This is a genomic window from Azospirillum agricola, assembly GCF_017876095.1.
GTDB lineage: Bacteria > Pseudomonadota > Alphaproteobacteria > Azospirillales > Azospirillaceae > Azospirillum > Azospirillum agricola.
The window spans coordinates 13,741-31,739 of record NZ_JAGINM010000025.1; the positions used below are offsets into that span (position 1 = coordinate 13,741).

Here is a 17,999-nt window from a genome sequence, read left to right on the forward strand (position 1 = left end):
CGATGACGGACACCGCGCGAGCGTTGGGATCGACCGGGCGCGGGGCGTTGCGTCTGACCTTGTACGCGGCGTGGACGCTGCTGCTGATCCCCCTTCAGGCGCTGGCCGTGGCCCGTGGCTGGCCGCTCCGGCACCGCCTGCCGGTCTTCTACCACCGGAGCTGCGCCCGCCTGCTGGGCATCGACGTGGTGGTCCGCGGGCGGCGCGTGGCCGACGGGCCGGTCCTGTTCGTGTCCAACCACTCGTCCTACCTGGACATCACGGTTCTCGGCTCGGTCATTCCCGGTTCCTTCGTCGCCAAGACCGAGGTGGCCGGCTGGCCCTTCTTCGGGCTGCTCGCCAAGCTGCAACGGACGGTCTTCGTCGAGCGCAAGGCGCGGACCGAGGTCGGCAAGCAGCGCGACGACATCGGCGGCCGCCTGGACGCCGGCGACAGCCTGATCCTGTTCCCCGAGGGGACGTCGAGCGACGGCAACCGCACCCTGCCCTTCAAGACCGCCCTGTTCGCGGTCGCCGCCCGGCGCATCGGCGACAAGCCGCTGACGGTGCAGCCGGTCAGCGTGACGCCGACGCGGCTCGACAACATTCCGATGGGCTTCGCCTTCCGCCCCTTCTACGCCTGGTACGGCGACATGGACCTCGCGCCGCATTTGTGGCAGGCGTTCAAGCTCGGCGGCATGACGGTGGAGGTGGAGTTCCATCCGCCGGTGACCATCGACGGCTTCTCCAGCCGCAAGGCTCTGGCCGAGCATTGCCACCGCACCGTCACCCTGGGCGTGGCCCGCGCCGTCTCCGGCCGCCACGAGCTTGCCGACCAGCCGCTCCCCGTCGCGCCGCCAGCTGCACCGGCACCGGCTGTCGCCGCCACCACGGCGACCTGAACGGACTTGGTTCGAAGGGGTGTGCCTGTGGGGGAGCGAACCGCCCAGTCAAGGCACGCCTGATGCCAGCCATGACGGACCAGACCGCTAACTAAACTCTAACGTTAGAGTTTGTGAAACTCTAACGGCGTGCTTGCCCCGGACATGGAAAGGCCCCGAAAGGCGTTACCTTTCAGGGCCTTAGAGTGGTGCCGCAACAGGGATTTGAACCCCGGACCTACTGATTACGAATCAGTTGCTCTACCCCTGAGCTACTGCGGCGTCGTCGTGGCGGGGAACATAGCGACGTGCTTTGCCGGATGCAAGCGAACAATTTCAGAAAATCGCTCGCTCAGCCATGCTGGCGGATCACCTCCAGAAACGCGTCGGCGTAGCGGTCCAGCTTGCGCCCGCCCACACCGGGAAGATGGCCAAAGGCCGCGTGGTCGCGCGGGCGCTGGCTGACCATCTCCAGCAAGGTGCTGTCGTGGAAGATCACGTAGGGCGGCACCCCCTGCGCCTTCGCAAGCGCCGTGCGGCAGTCGCGCAGCGCGTGCCACAGCGCGTCGTCGGCCGCCGACAGCGTCCCGCGCGCGCCGCCGCGCGACACCCCCTCGCCCGACGAACCGCCGCGCCCGCCCTGGCGGCGCAGCGCGTCCTTCACACCACGGCGGCGCTCCTGCACCGGATCCTTGCGGAGAGCCACCGTCCGCTGGCCCTTGATGACGGCGACCCCGGCGTCGGTCAGGCGGAAGCCACCATACTCCAGATCCACCGTCAGCAGGCCGTTGGCCACCAACTGCCGGTAGACCGACTGCCACTCCGCCTTCGACAGGTCCTTGCCGACGCCGAAGGTCTTCAGCGTGTCGTGCGCCTGCTGCGCCACCTTCTCCGTCGCGTTGCCGAGCAGCACGTCGATCAGATGGCCGGCGCCGTATCGCTGGCCGGTGCGGTAGACCGCCGACAGCGCCTTCTGCGCCGCGATGGTGCCGTCCCAGCGCTCGACCGGGTCCAGGCAGGTGTCGCAGTTGCCGCAGGGCTCGGCCAGCGTCTCGTTGAAGTAGTTCAGCAGCACCTGACGCCGGCAATGCGCGGTCTCGCAGAAGCCCAGCAGGGCCTCCAGCTTGCCGCGCTCGACCCGGCGGTGGCTGTCGCCGGCCTCCGACTGCTCCAGCATCTGGCGCAGCATCACCACGTCGGCCATGCCGTAGGACATCCAGGCGTTGGCCGGCAGGCCGTCGCGCCCGGCGCGGCCGGTCTCCTGATAGTAGGCCTCCAGGCTCTTGGGCGGGTCGAGGTGGCAGACGAAGCGCACGTTCGGCTTGTCGATGCCCATGCCGAAGGCCACGGTCGCCACCATGACCAAGCCCTCGCTCTTGATGAAGCGGTCCTGGTTGGCCTCGCGCACGTCGGCCGGCAGCCCGGCGTGGTAGGGCAGAGCCTCGCGCCCCTGGGCGTTCAGCCAGGCCGCCGTGTCCTCGACCTTCGCGCGCGACATGCAATAGACGATGCCGGCGTCCTCCGGGTGGTTCTCGTTCAGGAAGGCCAGCATCTGCTGGCGCTCGCTCTTCTTCGGGACCACGCGGTAGGTGATGTTGGGGCGGTCGAAGCTGGACAGGAAGACGCGGGCGTCGGTCAGGCCCAGCTTCTCCTTGATCTCGTTGCGGGTCTGGACGTCGGCGGTCGCGGTCAGCGCGATGCGCGGCACCAGCGGGTGGCGCTCGTGCAGGATCGAGAGCTGGAGATACTCGGGCCGGAAGTCGTGGCCCCACTGCGACACGCAATGCGCCTCGTCCAGCGCGAACAGCGCGAGCGTCGTGCGGTCGAGCAGGTCGAGGAAGCGCGGCGTCACCAGCCGTTCCGGCGCCACATAGACCAGATCGAGATCGCCGGCGACCATGTCGCGCTCGACCTCGCGCGCCTCGGCGGCGCCCAGCGAGGAGTTCAGGAAGGCGGCGCGCACGCCCAGTTCCCGCAGCGCCGTCACCTGGTCGCGCATCAGGGCGATCAGCGGCGACACCACCACGGTCACGCCGTCGCGGACCAGCGCCGGGATCTGGTAGCACAGCGACTTGCCGCCGCCGGTCGGCATCAGCACCAGCGCGTCGCCGCCATGGACGACATGGTCGATGATGTCCGCCTGCTGGCCGCGAAAGGAATCATAGCCGAACACCGCGCGCAGCGCGTTCAGCGCCGCGTCGGAGCCTTTGCCGAACCCCTCGTTGGGGTCACGGCCGGAAAGGGAAAACAACAAATCCACGCCGATGCGGTTCAGTTGGTGGGGCCGGAAACCGGCTTTGCGTTTCTGGGTCCATCATGTGGCACAGATCGCCCCACCGGCAAAGCCGCAATCGGAAGCCGCCGGGGCCGAGGGCTGGAACAAGCGTTGGGCTGCCACACAGGCGTGTGAAGCGATGGCGTCGCTCTTCTCCTGCGGGTAAACTGAAAACGGCGGGCGGAATGGACCACCCGCCGTTTCAGAAGGAAGAAAACGGCATGAAGAAGATGCCTTTCTTCCTGGTGCTCCAGTGGCGGAAATGGCGGATCGAAATCCGCCTGATCCGGCGCTAGGCGCATCAGGAGCGTGCCGGTGGGTGTTAGGAGCACCCATCGGCTACCTCCAAACAAGATACTCCCGACCAAGGCGCTTTTCAACGCAGGGTCTACAGAAGATCCCGCAGCATCGCCACCAGCGGCACGTCGGCCGGCGGCATTGGGTAATCGCCCATCCGGACCGGCCGGACCCAGGCCAGGGTCTGCCCCTCGCGCGCGGTCACCTCGCCTTCCCACACCCGGCAGACATAGAGCGGCATCAGCAGATGGAAGCTCTCGTAGCTGTGCGAGGCGAAGGTGAAGGGGGCGAGGCAGCTCGCCGCCGTGTCGATCCCCAACTCCTCCTTCAGCTCGCGCACCAGCGCCGCCTCGGGCGTCTCGCCCTCGTCGACCTTGCCGCCGGGAAATTCCCAGAGCCCGGCCAGCGACTTGCCGGGCGGGCGCTGGGCGAGCAGGACGCGGCCGTCGGCGTCGACCAGGGCGACCGCCACCACCAGCAGCGTCGGCAGCGAGCCTCGGGCCGGCGTCGAGCTGGGATCGAAACAGGCGGTCATGGCCGTGTCAGCTCCGGTAGCTGCCGTTGATGTCGATGTAGCCGTGGGTCAGGTCGCAGGTCCACACCTTGGCGGTGCCGCGGCCGAGCCCGAGGTCGATGTGGACGTCGATCTCCTTGCCCTTCATGTGGGCGGCGACCGGCGCCTCGTCGTAGCCGGGAACCTCCATCCCGTCGGCACAGATCAGCGTGCCGCCGACGGTGATCCTGATCAGGTCGCGGTCGGCGCGCTCGCCGGCCCGGCCGATGGCGGCGACGATGCGGCCCCAGTTGGCGTCCTCGCCGGCGATGGCGGTCTTGACCAGCGGCGAGTTGGCGACGGTCAGCGCGATGCGCTTGGCCGCCGGGTTGCTGTCGGCACCGTCCACCGTGATGGCGACGAACTTGGTCGCCCCCTCGCCGTCGCGCACGACCTGCAACGCCAGATCGAGCAGCAGATCCTCCAGCGCGGCGCGGAACTCCGCCAGTTCGGCGGCGTCGGCGCTGGCGACCGGAGCGTTCCCGGCCTTGCCGGTGGCGAACAGCAGCAGCGTGTCGCTGGTCGAGGTGTCGCCGTCCACCGTGATGGCGTTGAAGGTGCGCTCGGTGAACTCCGACAGCATGTCCTGCAACGCGGTCGGCGCGATGGCGGCGTCGGTGAAGACGAAGCCCAGCATCGTCGCCATGTCCGGCGCGATCATGCCCGAGCCCTTGGCGAAGCCGGAGATCGTCACCGTCGTGCCGCCGATGCTGGCGGTGCGGACCGCGCCCTTGGGAAAGGTGTCGGTGGTCATGATGGCGCGCGCCGCCTTCTCCCAGGCGGCCGAGTCGGTGGCGAGCGCCGGGACCATGCCCGGCAGGCACCTGCCGATGGCGTCGGCGGCGAGCGGGATGCCGATCACCCCGGTGGACGCGATGTAGACCTCGTCGGGCGCGCAGCCGGCGATGGCGGCCGCGGCCTGCACGGTGGCCTGCACGGTGGCGTCGCCCGCCTTGCCGGTGAAGGCGTTGGCGTTGCCGGCGTTGACCACGACCGCGCGGGCCGAGCCCTTGGGCAGGCTGTCGCGGCACCAGATCACCGGGGCCGAGCAGGTCAGCGAGCGGGTCAGCACGCCGGCGACGGCGGTGTCGGGATCCAGCACGGCCAGCAGCAGATCGTCGCGGCCCTTGTATCGGATGCCGCTGTTCGCCGTGGCGATGCGCACGCCGGCGATCGGGGGCAGCGTCGGAAAGCTGGCGGGAGCCAAGGGGGAGAGCGTCGTGGCCATGGGGCGATTCCCGTGATGGGCGCGTGGTGCGGGGTGTCGGGGAAGATGTGGTGGAGGCTGAGGGCACGTGCCCCCACCCTGCCCCTCCCCCGCTTCGCGGGGGAGGAAACTCCGCCGCTCCGCCACTGAACTCCCTCCCCCGCCCGTGCCGAGGCAGGGTCGGGGTGGGGGTTAGGCGAGCGGCGGCTTCGCGGGCGTCCTCAGTTCTTCTTCGGCTCGGCCGCCGGAGCGGGAGTCGCCGGGGCCGGCTCGGCGGCCTTCGGCTCCTCCTTGGGCATCGGCGAGCCGTCCATCTGGAAGGTCTCGACCTTGGCGCCGGCGCGCAGCTCGTCGACCAGGGCGGTCACGATGTCCTTGGACAGCGTCTGCTCCAGCTGCGGCTTCACCTCGTCGAGCGTCGGCGCCGGCTGGGTGCGCTTGTCCTCGACCTTGATGATGTGATAGCCGAACTGCGTCTTCACCGGCTCCTTGCTCACCTCGCCCTTCTTCATGGCGAAGGCGGCGTTGGCGAAGGGCTCGACCATCGCGTCCTTGGTGAAGTAGCCGAGATCGCCGCCCGACTGGGCCGCGACCGTGTCCTTCGACTTCTCCTTGGCGATCTTGGCGAAGTCGCCGCCCTTCTTCAGCTCGGCGAGGATGGCCTTGGCCTCGTCCTCCTTCTCCACCAGGATGTGGGCGGCCTTGACCTCCTCCTGCGGCGGGTTCTGCTTCAGGAAGGCCTGATAGGCGTCGTCGAGCGACTTCGCCGTGATGCGGGCCTTCACCTCCTTCTGGATGTAGGCGCGCTGCACGGCGCGCTCCTCGGCGCGCTTGATCTCGTCCTTGACCTCGGGGCTGTCGGCCAGCTTGTCCTTGTAGCCGGCCGCGGCGACCAGCTTGCCGCTGACCAGCTGGTCGAGGACGGCCGGGTAGATCATCTCGATCGGCATCTGCTGCACCTGCGGCGGCAGCTGCGACACCATGCGGGTGACGTCCGACTGGTGCAGCTCCTCACCGTTGACGCGGGCGACCACGGGGTCGGCGACGGCGGCGGTCGCCGGGGCGGGGGTAGCCGGAGCGGGAGTCTGGGCGTGCGCCGCCAGGGCGATGCCGCAGGCCGCCATCGAGAGAAGCGCGGTGCGGAACATACGATTGACCATGACCTGTCTTTTCCTTCCGGCGGATGTTATCGAAAGCAAGCCCCCGAGGCACCGGAGCCATCCGCCGCTCCGCGCCCGATTCCGCGTGGATTAAGCATGGGTCGCGCGCACGGGGCAAGGGTCCCATCGATCCGTCACACAACTGTGGCCGCCCGCCCGCCGATACCAGTCCCCCGCCGCCTTTTCCGGCGGGTTTCCGCCCGCTTTCCCGAAGGTTTCCGGCGCGGCAAAGGGGCGGGTCTCGTTGACAGGGCCTTGCCATAGTCCTATGTCAGACCCGTCGATAGGCTGGCCCAACTCCGCTTTACTTCCGAGGTTTTCATGTTCGGCGCTCTCGCCCGCAAGATTTTCGGCACCGCCAACACGCGCGCGGTCAAGGCGCTGCACAAGACCGTCCAGCAAATCAACGACTTGGAACCGTCGCTGATCACGCTGTCGGACGACGAGCTGAAGGCGCGCACCGGCTGGCTGCGCGAGCGCCTGGGCAAGGGCGAGTCGCTGGACGACATCCTGCCCGACGCCTTCGCCACCGTGCGCGAGGCGGCCAAGCGCGTGCTCGGCCAGCGGCATTTCGACGTGCAGCTTCTCGGCGGCATGGTGCTGCACCAGGGCAAGATCTCGGAGATGCGGACCGGCGAGGGCAAGACGCTGGTCGCCACGCTGGCCGTCTACCTGAACGCGCTGGAGGGCAAGGGCGTCCACGTCGTCACCGTCAACGACTATCTGGCGACCCGCGACAGCGGCTGGATGAGCCGGGTCTACGGGTTCCTGGGTCTCTCCACCGGCGTCATCGTCCACGGCCTCGACGACGAGGAGCGCCGCGCCGCCTACGCCTGCGACATCACCTACGGCACGAACAACGAGTTCGGCTTCGACTATCTGCGCGACAACATGAAGTTCCGGCTGGAGGAACTCGTCCAGCGGCCCTTCAACTACGCCATCGTCGACGAGGTCGACTCGATCCTGATCGACGAGGCGCGCACCCCGCTGATCATCTCCGGCCCGTCGACCGACGCGGGCGAGATGTACATGCAGGTCGACGCGCTGATCCCGGCGCTGACGCCCGAGGATTACGAGAAGGACGAGAAGCACCGCTCCGTCAGCTTCTCCGAGGTCGGGCAGGAGCACATGGAGCGGCTGCTGGCCGAGGCCGGGCTGCTGAAGTCGGGCGGGCTCTACGACATCCAGAACGTGGCGCTGGTCCACCACGCCCAGCAGGCGCTGCGCGCCCACACGCTGTTCCAGCGCGACAAGGACTACATCGTCAAGGATGACAAGGTCATCATCATCGACGAGTTCACCGGGCGCATGATGGACGGCCGCCGCTTCTCGGAAGGGCTGCACCAGGCGCTGGAGGCGAAGGAGAAGGTGACGATCCAGCGCGAGAACCAGACGCTCGCCTCGATCACCTTCCAGAACTACTTCCGCATCTACCCCAAGCTGGCCGGCATGACCGGCACCGCGCTGACCGAGGCCGCCGAGTTCGGCGAGATCTACGGGCTGGAAGTCGTCGACATCCCGACCAACGTCCCGGTCAAGCGCATCGACCATGACGACGAGGTCTACCGGACCGCGACCGAGAAATACCACGCGATGATCGACCTGATCGAGGAGGCCCGCAAGCGCGGCCAGCCGGTCCTGGTCGGCACCACCTCGATCGAGAAGTCGGAACTGCTGTCCGACCTGCTCAACAAGCGTGGGATTCCGCACAACGTGCTGAACGCCCGCCACCACGAGCAGGAGGCCTACATCGTCGCCCAGGCCGGCCGCGCCGGCGCCGTGACGGTCGCCACCAACATGGCCGGCCGCGGCACCGACATCCAGCTCGGCGGCAACGTGCAGATGCGCATCGAGGTGGAGCTGGCGAACCTGCCGGAGGGGCCGGAGCGCGAGGCCGCCATCAAGCGGATCGAGGCCGAGGTCGCCGAGGCCCGCGAGAGGGTGAAGGAGGCCGGCGGCCTCTACGTGATCGGCACCGAGCGGCACGAGAGCCGCCGCATCGACAACCAGCTGCGCGGCCGATCGGGGCGCCAGGGCGACCCCGGCACCTCGAAGTTCTTCCTGTCGCTGGAAGACGACCTGATGCGCATCTTCGGGTCGGAGCGGATGGACAGCATGCTCCAGCGCCTCGGCCTGAAGGAGGGCGAGGCGATCATCCACCCCTGGATCAACAAGGCGCTGGAGAAGGCGCAGCAGAAGGTCGAGGCGCATCACTTCGATGTCCGCAAGAACCTGCTGAAGTTCGACAACGTCATGAACGACCAGCGCAAGGTCGTCTACGAGCAGCGCCGCGAGGTGATGGAAAGCGCCGACATCGCCGAGGAAATCCAGGAGATGCGCCATCAGATCGTCGCCAACATGGTGGCGACGGCGATCCCGGCGAACAGCTATTCCGAGCAGTGGGACATCGACGGCCTGCACGAGGCCGCCAACCGCCTGCTGGGCATGGATCTGCCGGTCCACGAGTGGGCCAAGGAAGAAGGCATCGCCGAGCCGGAGATCGAGGAGCGCGTGCGGGAGGCCGCCGACCGCAAATACGCGGAGAAGGAGGAGTCCTACGGCGCCGAGACGATGCGCCACGTCGAGAAGAGCCTGCTGCTCCAGATCCTCGACCAGGAATGGAAGGACCACCTGCTCCAGCTCGACCATCTGCGCCAGGGCATTTCCCTGCGGGCCTACGCCCAGAAGGATCCGCTGAACGAGTACAAGCGCGAGGCGTTCGAGCTGTTCGACGGCATGCTGATGGCGCTGCGCGAGCAGGTCACCTCGGTGCTGATGCACGTCGAGATCCGCATGTCGCCCTCGCCGGAGGAGCTGTTCGCCCGCCAGATGCAGGAGATGCACGAGGGCCGCAACGATCCGGCGCTGGCGCTGGCCGGCGGCGAGGAGCTTCCCGACGGCATGGCCCGCGCGTCCGCCGCCGGGATTCCGGAAGACCAGCCGCTTCCGGCCGACGTGATGGCGACCACCCAGCGCAACGCCGCCTGCCCCTGCGGCTCGGGCAAGAAGTTCAAGCACTGCCACGGGCGCATCGCCTGAGGATCGCCTGAGGATCGAGGATCGGTTGAACGGCCCGACAGCCGGACACGCACGCGAAAGGCGGCTCTCCAATCGGGGAGCCGCCTTTTGTCAACCCGGCTTCTCGCTCCCGCGGATGATGGCGGCGAGCGCTGGGAGCCGGTTTGGCCGCCGGCCCGTCCTGTTCACCAGCGGATCACATAATCGCCGGTCCACGGGCTGGAGCCCGGCCGCAGGTTCTTCGTGCCGAAACTGTCCTGCAAGGCGGGGAAATTGGCGTTCACCGTAACCCCGCGGGCGCTCCAGCCGCCGATGTCGCGGGTGACGGTGAACTCGTTCTCGGTCTGGATCAGGTTTGGATCGTTGACGGCCTGTATCCGCATCGTCCCCTGCTTGGCGGCGGCGAGTTCCGCCTCACGGCTGGAGATTATCTCATTCCAGCCGTCTTCCGCTTTCAGAGCGCCGGAGGCGAGGCCGCTCTTCATGCGGCCGATCTCGTCCGGATAGGCTTCGAGAACCACCTTCCTGTGATCGGCAAGGGCTTGGTCCAGCGTCTTGGGCATGCCGTCGTAGAGCCCTTGGAGGGAGCTGGCGGCGCCATGCACGTCCCGCTCCTCCTCGCTCGGTTGACTCCGCTGGCCTTCGTCGAGCGCGGGCAGCTTGGAAAGCTGGCCGTCGCGAAACAGCGCGGCGCTGCCCGCCTGCATGTGCGCCGCGAGTTGACCCGCCAGCGCGCGCCCCTGCTCCGCCTTCGACAGCAAAGCTTTGGCCCGGTCCGACAGATCGACCGTGAACGAAGGACCACGGTCGCCCGCTGCACCGCTTCCACCCTTTTTCACGAAGACTTCAGCGTTGGATCCGGAACCGGAACGAGCATACGGACCATTCCGTATCGAAGTATTTTCTGTGCCGATCACGCTCATGTTCCTCCCCCCTCCGCCGGAAGTCCTGATTTCCCCGACCATTTCACTATAGGGCAAACACTCCGGACGATGAACACTCGAAACTCCGACCGGCGGGCGTCCGGTCCCGCCGGATGACCGGCATCCATCGGGCCTTCTTGGCGTTCGCCAGCACCATGATCGCTTCAAGGCGCGTTGGCCAACTCCGCCGGCGCTCCTATGGGCAGGAAGAGGTCGGTGACCGCCGCGCCCTCCGGCACTTCGGGGAAGAAGGCGATCCGCTGGCAATAGAGTGGAAAGTCGCGCCGTTGCTCGCCGCTGCGCGGCAGCCAATCCATGCAGAGATGCAGGATCGCCGCGCAAAGCGACTCCTCGGACCCGGTGTGGCGCAGCACGGCACAGCGGCCGCCCGGAATGGTCTTGACGACGACGCCGGCGTCGTTCGGTTCGATCGCGCGATCGGTGGCGGCGCAGAGATCGAGGCGGAACGCGGCGGGCGGCGTGGTCAGGGGATCGTCGTACAGGATGTTGAAGGTGGCGCCGAGCCCGGGCGGCAGCGCCACCGCCTTGCGCCACGCGACGAAGCGCCGGGTCGACTCGCCGATCAGCGCCGGGTCGCCGCGATGCTCCAGCACGGCAACGCGCGTGTCAGGCACCGCGACGATCCGGACCTCGCCGTTTCGGAAACCCCGTTCGGCATCGACCATTCCATCTCCTCCGATCCGCTTGACGCAAGTCCTGCCCCACATGCACCCACCCTAACTCTCATACCGCCGAGCACAAGTCCTGACAGCCCCGTGACTCGTCATGCCCGGCCTTGAGCCGGGCATCCACGGCCGCAAATGATCGGAAGGAGACCGGGCGTGGATGACCGGGGCAAGCCCGGTCATGACGGAAAGGAAGCTGGGTGTGCCAGCGCTTCCGCTTGGCGGTACCACAGCCTCATCGTGGTACACCCGCCGCTCCACCCGGACGCAACGACGCGGCGACGGAAACCATGGTAGCCTGACACTGTTTCTTCGACCGAACGGTTCGGGGGCGAATTCCATGCTCAACGAGTTCAAGACATTCATCAGCCGCGGCAACGTCGTGGAACTGGCGGTCGGCATCATCATCGGCGCCGCCTTCACCGGCATCGTCAACTCGCTGGTCAAGGACATGCTGATGCCGCCGATCGGCTGGATCATGGGTGGCATCGACTTCTCCAACTACTTCATCAGCCTGTCCGGCGGCCGGTACGACAGCCTCGCCGCAGCCGAGGCCGCCGGGGCGGCGACCATCAACTACGGCCGCTTCATCAACGCGCTGATCAATTTCCTGATCGTCTCGGGCGCGCTGTTCCTGATCGTCCGGCAGGTCAACCGCCTGCACTTCATGCACAAGGCCGAGGCCGGGCCGTCGCGCCAGGAGGTGCTGCTGGAGGAGATCCGCGACGCGCTCCGCGCCCGCGCCGCCACTCCCGACACGGCGCCTCCCCCGAACCGTCCAGCCTGACCGGCGGGGCAACCCCGGCAAACGCATGGAGGGCCCGTGAAAGGCGCAGGGCTTCCCCTGGTGGAAAGATCTTGGTTTGTGCGCCGCAATAGACTATGTAGTGCGTCTTGATCGCTGGAGGCTCGCGCGTCTCTTGAGCGAGACGCGCTTAGATTTCGCAGGGCGTCCACCCCAAGGTGGGGACGGACGGTCCGTGCTTCGGATAGACGCCTCTCCCTCTCGACCTCCTCCCGGCGAAACCGCCGGCTTCTCCCACGTCCGCCATCCGGGCGCGCGTGGGCGTGCCGTCATGCTTTGAGAAGGTTGATACGCTTTGTCGTTTTCCGAACTCGGTCTGCACCCGCTCGTCCTGAAGGCCCTCGAGGCGTTCGAATACACCACCGCCACCCCCGTCCAGTCCGCCGCCATTCCGCCGGCGCTCGAAGGCCGCGACATCCTCGCCACCGCCGAGACCGGCACCGGCAAGACCGCCGCCTTCATGCTGCCGGCCCTGACCCGCATCGCCGAGCTGCCGCGCCTGGGCGTCGCCGCCCCGCGCGTGCTGGTGCTGGCCCCGACCCGCGAGCTGGCCAAGCAGGTCACCGACGCCGCCCGCAAATACGCGAAGTTCATGAAGCTGAACATCGTGGACGTGGTCGGCGGCATGCCCTACCGCGAGCAGCTCCGCCTGCTGTCGCGCCCGGTCGACGTGCTGGTCGCGACCCCGGGCCGCCTGCTCGACCATGTGTCGCGCCGCCGCATCGATCTCGAGGCCGTCGAGGTTCTGATCCTCGACGAGGCCGACCGCATGCTGGACATGGGCTTCCTCGACGACGTCGAGACCATCGCCAAGTGCTGCCCGCCGACCCGCCAGACGCTGCTGTTCACCGCCACGCTCGACCGCCGCATGGCCGGGCTGGCCGGCAACCTGCTGCGCAACCCGGAGCGCGTCGCCGTCGAGAGCCAGGCGACCTCGATCAACGTCGAGCAGCGCCTGCACCACGCCGACGACCTCGACCACAAGCGCCGCCTGCTCCAGCACATCGCCGCGACCCCGGAGGTCGGCAAGGCGATCATCTTCGCCGCGACCAAGCGCGACGCCGACACGCTGGCCGAGGAGCTGAGCCTCGCCGGCCACGCCGCCGCCGCCCTGCACGGCGACATGGACCAGGGCAAGCGCAACCGCACGCTCCAGCGCCTGCGCACCGGCCAGGTCCGCCTGCTGGTGGCGACCGACGTGGCGGCGCGCGGCATCGACGTCCGTGACATCACCCACGTCATCAACTTCGACCTGCCGCGTTCGGCGGAGGACTACGTCCACCGCATCGGCCGCACCGGCCGCGCCGGCGCCTCGGGCATCGCGATCTCCTTCGCCTCGCGCGCCGACCGCGAGACGCTGTTCCGCATCGAGCGCTACACCAACGCGACGCTGGCGATCCACACGATCCCCGGCCTGGAGCCGCAGCGTCCCTTCACCGCCGGCGGCCGTCCGCCGAGCCGCAACGGCCGCCCCAGCGGCGGTCCGAAGCCGTGGCAGCGCAACAACAGCCATGGCGGCGACAGCAAGGGCGGCCACCCGGCCCGCTCCGCCCGCCCGGACCATGCCCGGTCGGACAGCCACCATGGCCAGGGCCGCCCGGACCACAGCCACGCGCGGCGCGAGCCGCACGCCAACGGCAAGCCGGCGCACGCCCGCGCCAAATCCTGGTAAGACGACAGCGCCTTCACCGGCGTGACTGAGAACGGCGCGGCTCTCCGTGGAGGGCTGCGCCGTTTTCGTTTGTCTCCGCGAATCGGCGCGATCGGATTGGCGTGATCTTGACGGCCGCCGGCAATCCCGCCGATGTCGTGGCGGCGGCGTCTCCGCTATCCTTCCCGGCGCCACCCGCCAGAAGGACCGCGCGCCATGCTGCAACTCCGCCCCAACTGCGAATGCTGCGACCGGGACCTGCCGCCCGACTCCGTGGACGCCTACATCTGCTCGTTCGAATGCACCTTCTGCGGCGACTGCCGCAGCCGGCTGCCGGGCGAGCGCTGCCCCAACTGCGGCGGCGAACTGGTCCGCCGCCCGATCCGTCCGGCCGCCAAGCTGGCCGCCAACCCGCCGGCGGCCGAGCGCACCGTGAAGCCCGGCGGCTGCGGCCTCGCCTTCTGAGCGGCTGCGATCGCCGACGCTTCGGCCTTGACCGAAACGGGCGAGGGAGCTTCCCCTGTAAGCTCGGCCTGTAAGCTCGGGGCGAAAGGAGACCGTGATGCGGATCGCGGCGATCACCGCGCCGCCGGTGGCGAAGCCGCCGCGCACCGGGCCACGCGGCGCGGCGCGGCGCCACGCGCGCCTGTGCTACCACCACCTCGCCGGGGGACTCGGCGTGGCGATCACCGACGCCCTGCTGGCGCGCGGCGTCATCGAGTTCGACGACGGCGCCGTCGGCGCCGCGCTGTGCGCGCATCTTCTGGAGCGGGACGTCATCCGGCGCAGCGGGGAGAGCCGGACCCTGTCCACCACGCCGCGGGGGCGGGCCGTGCCGCGCGACCTGTTCGGCATCGGCGCGCCCGCCGACGCGGCGGCCTTCTGACGATCCCCGCGAGCGCCACCGTCCCAAAAAGCGCATACCCCATCCGGTTGCGCTGCGGTGGCGAAGAGCGGCGTTCCTCCTGTATGGTCGCGCCAACGGTTGAGCGATCCACAGGGTGTCCGATGATCCGGCGTGCGCGTCTCCTCCCCTTGGCCTTGGCCCTGACCACGCTGATGGTCCCCGGCTGCATGCCGCGCGAGCGCATTCCCAACCCGCCCGACGTGCGCTCCGCGCCGGAAGGCACGGGGCTGGAGCCCGTTTACGGCCAGTGGGAGGCCGACAAGGCGACGCAGCTGCGCAGCCAGCCCTCGGCCAGCGGCCCGGTGGTCGCCACCATCGGCGCCGGGCAGGCGGTCAGCGTGCTGGGTCGGGTGCGCAACAGCGACTGGATCGCGGTGAAGGCCGGCGGCTCCACCGCCTATGTCCGGCTGCATCTGCTGCGGCTGAAGGGCAGCGCCCCGGCCGGGTCGCGCGGCACGACCACCACCATCGCCAAGCCGGCCGACAACGCCGGCCCGTCGATCAAGGCCGCCCCCCGCCGCAAGATCGGCGCCTCGCCGATCGCGGAGTGAAGAAGGAGGGAGCGGCGGTCCGCCGCTCCCTTTGAAGCCGGTTTTTCAGCCCAGATTGTGCTTGGCCACCACGGCGGCGAAATCGTCGCCGAAATGCTCGCCGACGCGGATCACCGAGACGCCGTGCGGGATTTCCTTGAGCGACGGGTGGTCGAGGTTCAGCGAGGTCAGCAGCGCCATCGGCACGTTGTGGGTGACGCTCATCGCGCGCAGGCCACGGATCAGGTCGAGGCCGGACAAACCGTCCATCACCATCGAGGCGATGACCATGTCGGGCGGCACGCGGACCGCGAGGCTGATCGATTCGATGGGGTCGGTCACCGTCATGGTGCGGAAGCCGCAGGCGGCCAGTTCCGCCCCCAGCTTCTTGGCGATCACCTTGGACGGCGTCACCAGCATGATCTCGACGTTGCGGACCTCGATGTCGGTGACCTGGAACTCGTAGCGCACCGGCAGCGCGCGGATGATCTGGTTGGTCTCGGCCAGCCGTGGCTGCTCGGCGCGGTCCACCAGCTCGGCGATGCGGTCGATGAAGGTCTGGGCGTCGGTGAGCTGCCGGATGTCGAGCTGCTTCAGGCCGCTCAGGTAATCCTCCAGCCGGTGCGCCACGAGGCTGACCGTGGGATAACCGAAGCTGGTGCCCATGCCCTTGAAGTTGTGGGCCTCCAGCCGCAGCACGCCGATCGTCTCGGCATCGCTGCGGGCACCTTTCGTCCGTTCCGCCAACGCGCCGTTCATCAGCTCCAGCCGATCCCGCGCGTCATCGACGAATTCCATGCGAAGGCGGTCTTCAAGGTCGTCGGTCGACAGGATCGAGGCCATGGAGGGATCATTCCGGCAGGTTGATGTCGCCGCCAAGCTACACCAGAATCCGGCCCCAAAACAAACGCGGACGCGACCCCGGTCGAAAAGGTCGCGTCCGTGCAAGAATTCGGTAAATAAAAGGTTACAGACGGTTCAGCAGATCCTGGAACCACGCCAGCCGTTCTTCGGCCTGGGCGACGTCTTGCTCCAGCCACGCGGCGAAATGACCGGTGGAGGCGGTGTTGGCGCGCTTCAGGTCGCCCAGCCGCGCCAGTTCGGTCTCGTACAGGGCGACGAGATTGTCGACCTGCTCCTTCTGCGACTCGGTGTCGAGCAGATGCAGGAAGCGCAGCTTCAGCGCGATGACCAGCTTGTTCAGCCCGTCGGCCGAGGGGGCGCGGACGTTGGCGCGGATCAGCGTGTCGAACTCGGCGCGGCCGGCCGCGGTCGGGCCGAGCAGCGCGTTGTCCTCCATCCCGCTGCCGTCGAGCGCCTCGATCAGCCCTTCGTAGCGCAGCATCTCCAGCGAGGTGCCCATCAGGTCGAGCGACGGGCCGACGAGGCGGTCGAGGAAATGACGCACCGACCCGGCGAGGTCGGCGTAGCGCAGCGGCCCGCCCTGGATCAGCGTGCCCAGGACGACGAGGCGCACGGCCTCCTTCGGCATCAGCGAGTTGTCACGGTACATGGCAAACCCCTGGACAGGTTTAGGGACGGGCGGGCGCGAACAGGATGGCTGCGAGTCAATCGCAACCACCCTGTCAAGTTAGGGCCGCGCGCCCCGTCTGTCCAGAGGGGAAAATATTCGTACCACGGGAGAAGCACCCGCGACCGGAGTCCGCCCGTGGGTCCGGTCAGGCGGCCAGACGCAGGTCCAGCCGGCTCCACACGTCGAGCAGCGCCTCGACCAGCCGCTCCATCTCGGCGTCGCCGTGCAGCGGCGTCGGGGTGAAGCGCAGCCGCTCGGTGCCGCGCGGCACGGTCGGGTAGTTGATCGGCTGGACGTAGATGCCGTGCCGTTCCAGCAGTTCGTCCGACGCGCGCTTGCAGCGGTGGGCGTCGCCGACCATCAACGGGACGATGTGGCTGACCGAGGGCATCACCGGCAGGCCGGCGGCGGCGAACAGCCGCTTCAGCGTGGCGGCGCGCTCCTGGTGGCGCTCGCGCTCGGTCTGGCTGGTCTTCAGGTGGCGGATGCTGGCCAAGGCACCGGCCGCCAGCACGGGGGCCAGCGAGGTCGAGAAGATGAAGCCGGCGGCGAAGCTGCGCACGCAGTCGATCAGCGCCGCCGAGCCGGTGATGTAGCCGCCCTGCACGCCGAACGCCTTGCCCAGCGTCGCCTCGATGATGGTGAGACGGTCCATCGCGCCGTCGCGCTCGGCCACGCCGGCCCCGCGCGCGCCGTACATGCCGACCGCGTGCACCTCGTCGAGGTAGGTCATGGCGCCATGCTTCTCGGCGACGTCGCACAGGTCATGGATGGGGGCGATGTCGCCGTCCATCGAGTAGACGCTCTCGAAGGCGACCACCTTCGGCCGGCCGGGGGCGATGGCGGACAGCAGCTCGTCGAGATGCTTGGGGTCGTTGTGGCGGAAGATGTGCTTCTCGGCGCCCGAGTTGCGGATGCCGGTGATCATCGAGTTGTGGTTCAGCGCGTCCGACAGGATCACGCAGTTGGGCAGGATCTTGCCCAGCGTGGTCAGCGTCGCGTCGTTCGACACGTAGCCCGAGGTGAAGAGAAGGGCGGCGTCCTTGCCGTGCAGGTCGGCCAGCTCGCGTTCCAGCAGCACGTGGTAGCGGTTGGTGCCGGAGATGTTGCGGGTGCCGCCGGCCCCGGCGCCGACCTCGTCGAGCGCGTCGTGCATGGCCTTCAGCACGGTCGGGTGCTGGCCCATGCCGAGATAGTCGTTGGAGCACCAGACCGTCACGGTCCGCTCCCGCCCCTGCGAATCGCGGAAGGTGGCCGTCGGGAAGTTGCCGGCCTGCCGCGCCAGATCGGCGAAGAACCGGTAGCGGCCGTCCTGCTTCAGCGTTGCGATCTGGCTGCGGAAGAAGCTCTCGTAATCCATCGCGCGGGTTCCGTTCGCGGTCGTACCAACGATCTGCTGCGCCGGCCCGGAGGGGATAAACCCTTCGCTCCGTCCCTGCGCAACGGGAGGATGGCATCTTCATCATCAAAGTGCCATCCGGCATTGATCGAAATCAAGACCGCCCCACTGGGACATTCGCACGAGCCGACGGCTTCGGTTGCCGCCGGTTCCAGCGGGTCGCTCATACCAAAGTCTGGAAGAACGGTTTCCCC

General features: G+C 68.4%; 16 protein-coding genes and 1 tRNA gene. 7 read left to right on the top strand and 10 right to left on the bottom strand.

Features of this window, described 5'->3' with window-relative positions:
- The first annotated feature begins 2 nt into the window (after positions 1-2).
- Positions 3-881 (top strand): lysophospholipid acyltransferase family protein, encoded by an 879-nt coding sequence (locus J2847_RS27860; protein WP_209782013.1) that lies wholly within the window; start codon positions 3-5, stop codon positions 879-881.
- A gap of 186 nt (positions 882-1,067) precedes the next feature.
- Here J2847_RS27860 and J2847_RS27865 read toward each other — a convergent pair.
- From J2847_RS27865 to J2847_RS27885, 5 genes are all read right to left on the bottom strand, one after another.
- Positions 1,068-1,142: transfer RNA gene (locus J2847_RS27865), tRNA-Thr, on the bottom strand.
- 70 nt (positions 1,143-1,212) lie between these two features.
- Complete coding sequence (gene recQ, locus J2847_RS27870) at positions 1,213-3,120, bottom strand: DNA helicase RecQ (protein ID WP_209782014.1); 1,908 nt, start codon at positions 3,118-3,120, stop codon at positions 1,213-1,215.
- A gap of 403 nt (positions 3,121-3,523) precedes the next feature.
- Positions 3,524-3,967: an 8-oxo-dGTP diphosphatase MutT gene (gene mutT, locus J2847_RS27875; protein ID WP_209782015.1), complete on the bottom strand. Its 444-nt coding sequence runs from the start codon at positions 3,965-3,967 to the stop codon at positions 3,524-3,526.
- A gap of 7 nt (positions 3,968-3,974) precedes the next feature.
- Positions 3,975-5,213 (bottom strand): bifunctional glutamate N-acetyltransferase/amino-acid acetyltransferase ArgJ, encoded by a 1,239-nt coding sequence (argJ, locus tag J2847_RS27880; protein ID WP_209782016.1) that lies wholly within the window; start codon positions 5,211-5,213, stop codon positions 3,975-3,977.
- Positions 5,214-5,413: 200 nt separating this feature from the next.
- Complete coding sequence (locus J2847_RS27885; protein ID WP_209782017.1) at positions 5,414-6,352, bottom strand: peptidylprolyl isomerase; 939 nt, start codon at positions 6,350-6,352, stop codon at positions 5,414-5,416.
- A gap of 321 nt (positions 6,353-6,673) precedes the next feature.
- Between J2847_RS27885 and secA the strand changes: the two genes are divergently transcribed.
- Positions 6,674-9,391, top strand: coding sequence for a preprotein translocase subunit SecA (secA, locus tag J2847_RS27890; protein ID WP_209782018.1), 2,718 nt, complete (start codon positions 6,674-6,676; stop codon positions 9,389-9,391).
- Positions 9,392-9,555: 164 nt separating this feature from the next.
- Here the strand turns inward: secA and J2847_RS27895 are convergent, their stop codons facing one another.
- Both J2847_RS27895 and J2847_RS27900 read right to left on the bottom strand, forming a co-directional pair.
- Positions 9,556-10,293: a hypothetical protein gene (locus J2847_RS27895; RefSeq protein ID WP_209782019.1), complete on the bottom strand. Its 738-nt coding sequence runs from the start codon at positions 10,291-10,293 to the stop codon at positions 9,556-9,558.
- A 164-nt stretch (positions 10,294-10,457) separates the two neighbouring features.
- Complete coding sequence (locus tag J2847_RS27900; protein WP_209782020.1) at positions 10,458-10,979, bottom strand: AraC family transcriptional regulator; 522 nt, start codon at positions 10,977-10,979, stop codon at positions 10,458-10,460.
- A 340-nt stretch (positions 10,980-11,319) separates the two neighbouring features.
- Here J2847_RS27900 and mscL point away from each other — a divergent pair, with 340 nt between their 5' ends.
- From mscL to J2847_RS27925, 5 genes are all read left to right on the top strand, one after another.
- Positions 11,320-11,766 carry a large conductance mechanosensitive channel protein MscL gene (mscL, locus tag J2847_RS27905; RefSeq protein ID WP_209782021.1) on the top strand — a complete coding sequence of 149 codons (447 nt, stop codon included), beginning with the start codon at positions 11,320-11,322 and terminating at the stop codon, positions 11,764-11,766.
- Between the two features lie 313 nt (positions 11,767-12,079).
- The gene (locus tag J2847_RS27910) at positions 12,080-13,456 is read left to right on the top strand and encodes a DEAD/DEAH box helicase (RefSeq protein WP_209782022.1); all 1,377 of its coding nucleotides are present in this window, start codon (positions 12,080-12,082) and stop codon (positions 13,454-13,456) included.
- A 195-nt stretch (positions 13,457-13,651) separates the two neighbouring features.
- Positions 13,652-13,900 (top strand): DUF1272 domain-containing protein, encoded by a 249-nt coding sequence (locus J2847_RS27915; protein ID WP_209782023.1) that lies wholly within the window; start codon positions 13,652-13,654, stop codon positions 13,898-13,900.
- 97 nt (positions 13,901-13,997) lie between these two features.
- Complete coding sequence (locus tag J2847_RS27920; protein ID WP_209782024.1) at positions 13,998-14,321, top strand: hypothetical protein; 324 nt, start codon at positions 13,998-14,000, stop codon at positions 14,319-14,321.
- Between the two features lie 149 nt (positions 14,322-14,470).
- Positions 14,471-14,893 (top strand): SH3 domain-containing protein, encoded by a 423-nt coding sequence (locus tag J2847_RS27925; RefSeq protein ID WP_223677817.1) that lies wholly within the window; start codon positions 14,471-14,473, stop codon positions 14,891-14,893.
- 45 nt (positions 14,894-14,938) lie between these two features.
- On the opposite strand, the gene J2847_RS27930 is transcribed toward J2847_RS27925, so the two are convergent.
- The 3 genes from J2847_RS27930 to hemA form a co-directional block, all read right to left on the bottom strand.
- Positions 14,939-15,715 carry an Hpt domain-containing protein gene (locus J2847_RS27930; protein WP_209782026.1) on the bottom strand — a complete coding sequence of 259 codons (777 nt, stop codon included), beginning with the start codon at positions 15,713-15,715 and terminating at the stop codon, positions 14,939-14,941.
- Positions 15,716-15,839: 124 nt separating this feature from the next.
- Entirely contained in the window at positions 15,840-16,385 is a 546-nt protein-coding gene (locus tag J2847_RS27935; RefSeq protein ID WP_085555716.1) for a hypothetical protein, read from the bottom strand.
- Between the two features lie 166 nt (positions 16,386-16,551).
- Positions 16,552-17,766, bottom strand: a complete 1,215-nt coding sequence (gene hemA / locus J2847_RS27940) for a 5-aminolevulinate synthase (protein WP_209782027.1) — start codon at positions 17,764-17,766, stop codon at positions 16,552-16,554.
- Between the last annotated feature and the right edge of the window lie 233 nt (positions 17,767-17,999).

What these genes read in the sequence shown, in the direction of transcription:
- J2847_RS27885 (WP_209782017.1), bottom strand. Translation starts at nt 6,352, where the DNA reads ATGGTCAATCGTATGTTCCGCACCGCGCTTCTCTCGATGGCGGCCTGC.
- J2847_RS27900 (WP_209782020.1), bottom strand. Translation starts at nt 10,979, where the DNA reads ATGGTCGATGCCGAACGGGGTTTCCGAAACGGCGAGGTCCGGATCGTC.
- J2847_RS27920 (WP_209782024.1), top strand. Translation starts at nt 13,998, where the DNA reads ATGCGGATCGCGGCGATCACCGCGCCGCCGGTGGCGAAGCCGCCGCGC.
- J2847_RS27860 (WP_209782013.1), top strand. Translation starts at nt 3, where the DNA reads ATGACGGACACCGCGCGAGCGTTGGGATCGACCGGGCGCGGGGCGTTG.
- J2847_RS27935 (WP_085555716.1), bottom strand. Translation starts at nt 16,385, where the DNA reads ATGTACCGTGACAACTCGCTGATGCCGAAGGAGGCCGTGCGCCTCGTC.
- hemA (WP_209782027.1), bottom strand. Translation starts at nt 17,766, where the DNA reads ATGGATTACGAGAGCTTCTTCCGCAGCCAGATCGCAACGCTGAAGCAG.
- J2847_RS27895 (WP_209782019.1), bottom strand. Translation starts at nt 10,293, where the DNA reads ATGAGCGTGATCGGCACAGAAAATACTTCGATACGGAATGGTCCGTAT.
- mutT (WP_209782015.1), bottom strand. Translation starts at nt 3,967, where the DNA reads ATGACCGCCTGTTTCGATCCCAGCTCGACGCCGGCCCGAGGCTCGCTG.
- J2847_RS27915 (WP_209782023.1), top strand. Translation starts at nt 13,652, where the DNA reads ATGCTGCAACTCCGCCCCAACTGCGAATGCTGCGACCGGGACCTGCCG.
- mscL (WP_209782021.1), top strand. Translation starts at nt 11,320, where the DNA reads ATGCTCAACGAGTTCAAGACATTCATCAGCCGCGGCAACGTCGTGGAA.
- J2847_RS27930 (WP_209782026.1), bottom strand. Translation starts at nt 15,715, where the DNA reads ATGGCCTCGATCCTGTCGACCGACGACCTTGAAGACCGCCTTCGCATG.
- secA (WP_209782018.1), top strand. Translation starts at nt 6,674, where the DNA reads ATGTTCGGCGCTCTCGCCCGCAAGATTTTCGGCACCGCCAACACGCGC.
- argJ (WP_209782016.1), bottom strand. Translation starts at nt 5,213, where the DNA reads ATGGCCACGACGCTCTCCCCCTTGGCTCCCGCCAGCTTTCCGACGCTG.